The sequence below is a fragment of the uncultured Gimesia sp. genome, assembly GCF_937919775.1.
Lineage (GTDB): Bacteria > Planctomycetota > Planctomycetia > Planctomycetales > Planctomycetaceae > Gimesia.
This window is the reverse complement of sequence record NZ_CALFPF010000684.1, coordinates 1-2844: the sequence shown is the minus strand read 5'-3', so window position 1 is coordinate 2844 and position 2844 is coordinate 1. Positions and strand designations below refer to the sequence as shown.

General features: G+C 48.0%; 3 protein-coding genes. All 3 read left to right on the top strand.

Going from position 1 to position 2844, the window contains the following annotated elements; all coding sequences use genetic code 11:
- On the top strand, positions 1–969 hold a 969-nt coding region (locus Q0294_RS19395; protein WP_299468751.1), incomplete at its 5' end, for a flagellar basal body L-ring protein FlgH.
- A gap of 38 nt (positions 970–1007) precedes the next feature.
- Positions 1008–2090: a flagellar basal body P-ring protein FlgI gene (locus tag Q0294_RS19390; protein WP_299468749.1), complete on the top strand. Its 1083-nt coding sequence runs from the start codon at positions 1008–1010 to the stop codon at positions 2088–2090.
- 73 nt (positions 2091–2163) lie between these two features.
- The gene (locus Q0294_RS19385; RefSeq protein ID WP_299468747.1) at positions 2164–2538 is read left to right on the top strand and encodes a rod-binding protein; all 375 of its coding nucleotides are present in this window, start codon (positions 2164–2166) and stop codon (positions 2536–2538) included.
- The last annotated feature ends 306 nt before the right edge of the window (positions 2539–2844 follow it).

Below are 2844 nucleotides of genomic sequence, written 5' to 3'. Positions count from 1 at the left end.
AATTCAAAGCCGGGGGGCTCAAGAATGAAATTGAAAAACAGAGAGTGGCGATCAACCATTGATGGTTTAAGAAACAGTGAGAGAATCTGCCGGCGCAAATATGTGTTGGCAGTGTTACGGGAGGCGATTCCCCTGGGATGCCTCGTATTGTTTTGTTCTTCGGTAGTTCAGGCACAAGTTCCAGCAGTGCCGCGGGCCGCGCAAGCAAATCCGACCACAACAATCCGAGCATCTCAGGGCACTTCCGATGTTGAAGATCAGCCAGAAAAACAGTCTCCGGAAAAGCGACCCAGGTCTGTTGAAAGACTGGCTTCCCGAATGGATGAATTTGGATTTTCCTCAGAGCCGCTTCAGCTCACTTCCACACTGGCAAATACCTTTGGTCAGGGCGATTTATATACAGATTCGCCGAGGCCACCACTGATCAGGGATTATTCGCTGATCTATGTACCGGCACCAGAGCCGATTGTTGTGAAGATGCACGACATCATTTCGATTCTGGTGGATGAGAAATCCAGTGTCACCGTTGATTCCCGTTTCAATCGGAATCGAAATGAGACATTAAAAGCCGAGTTGAAGGAATTTATGAGAATTGATGAAAAGGGAAACCTGGCGCCTGCCGCTTTGAACAGCCCCAAAATTGATGCCCAGCTTCAAGGACGGTTGCAAAGCACAGGTCAGTTGGCGGACCGCGAAGGAATTCAATACCGGATTGCCGCGATAGTGGTTGATATTCGCCCCAACGGTAACCTGATTCTGGAAGCCCGGAAAAGCATTCGGTCGAACCACGATGTGTGGGAATATCGTTTGACAGGGGAAATTCGCAGTAAAGATGTGAATCGTGATAATACTGCATTAAGCGAGAATATTGCCAATCTGGATATTGTCAAACATCAGAGAGGCAAAGTGTATCAGAGCACGAAAAGACCCTGGGGAGTTGTCTTGTACGATTGGTTCTTCCCCTTTTAAATCCATGTCCTTTTGTTGATCTGCTGTGAGAGATAATTATGAGATCCCGGTCCTTTAAATCTGTATTACTGCTGCTGATTTCGCTTGTCGTTCTGCAGTGTTCTGCCGCAGAACTCTGGGCACGTACACGCATCGAAAATATTTGCAGCGTTTATGGAATGAAAGAAATCAAGCTGACAGGGATGGGCCTGATTGTTGGTTTGGACGGCACGGGCGATGGAGGCAAAAATCTGCCTACGATCCGCAGTCTGGCAGCAGCCCTCAGGCATTTGAACAATCCGGTGGTTGATTTAAAGGATTTGTCCGCTGCCAATAATGTGGCGCTGGTGATGATCGAAGCTACGATCCCGGCCAGCGGCATTCGCAAAGGACAAAAACTGGATTGTTTTGTCAGTTCCATGCTGGGAGCCAAAAGTCTGCGTGGCGGACGATTGCTGATCGCGCCGGTGTCAACAACTGAAATCGGAAATGAAATTTTAGCGGGCCTCAGCTCAGGGCCCGTCATTCTGGAAGATGAAACTTCACTGGCCACCGGCAAAATTATCAATGGTCTCGTCATGGAGCGGAACTTCGAACTTTCGTTCATTGACCGGAAAACGCGATCGATCACTCTGCTGGTCGATAAACAGCACACCGGTTTTCACACAGCCAGTGAAGTGGCACGTGTGATTAATTCGGAATTCAGTTTTGAAGCCGGCAATCAGCAATTAGCCATTGCTCAGGGACCGGGCAGAGTTTTTATCCGAATTCCCAAACAATATACGGAATCGCCGGTTGAGTTTGTGGCTGCCGTGATGGAAGTGGGCATTGATCGTCCACATCAACAGGCGCGGGTTGTCGTCAATCCGAAGTCGCAAACGGTTATTGTCACCGGAGAAGTCGAAATCAGTCCGGTGGTGATTTCACATAAGAATCTGACAGTCGGTGTTGGAAATGCTGAGGTGGGATTACCGGGAGGTTTTGTGCCGATTACCGGGCAGCAGGGACAACAGAGTACACAACGTCTGCAGCAGTTAGTTGAGGCGTTGAATCAACTGAGAGTTCCCACAGAGGATGTGATCAGTATCATTCGCGAATTGCATCGCTCGGGTAAACTGCATGCCGAGTATGACGAACATTGATCGTCGTTGCCGACAGGCCGTTTTGATTATTATCGTTTCGCAATCTTAAAATTTTTTTCAGGAATAACCAGCCATGACCCCCTTGTCTGGAATTCAACCTTCAATCAGTCAGACTTCACTTTCGTCAGCAGTGACACAGGCACCATCACAGTTAAATCAGGCGCAGAAATCTTCGCCTGAGCTGAAACAGGCATTTCAGGATTTTGTGGGTGGTACTTTTTACAAGCAGATGTTTAAAGCATTGAGGTCAGGCCAAAATAAGCCCGCTTATTTTCATGGCGGCCAGGCTGAAGAGATGTTTCAGTCTCATTTGGACCAGCAGATCTCTGAAGATCTGGCCAAAAACCAGGGCAGCGCCTTTTCTGATACGCTCTTTTCCGCATTTTCACGGCAAATGAATGCGCAGTCAGTTGAATCTCTGGAACTCGCTTCCGGTGTAACGTCTTAATCAATCAGCGATTACAGATCGGAAAAAGATTCTGATTAAAACAAACGCGAGAGCTGGTTCAAATATGCCGATTATAACGATAGGCGATTTTCTCCACTCGTAAGGGTGGATTTTGTAAACAAGGGAGAAAGGGGGCTCCCATGCATGCAGCACCGAGCGCGTCTGCGCAAACCACTCAACCACAATTGCTGGGGAAACTGATTGGGATTCTGAATGATCTGGAACCCATTCAAAAGCAATTACTCAATCTCTATCAGGAAAAAGCCAAGGCACTCAAGCAGGTCGATGTGGCCTTGATTGAACAGT

Coding starts and splice junctions, on each gene's coding strand:
- Q0294_RS19385 (WP_299468747.1), top strand. CDS start 2,164: ATGACCCCCTTGTCTGGAATTCAACCTTCAATCAGTCAGACTTCACTT.
- Q0294_RS19390 (WP_299468749.1), top strand. CDS start 1,008: ATGAGATCCCGGTCCTTTAAATCTGTATTACTGCTGCTGATTTCGCTT.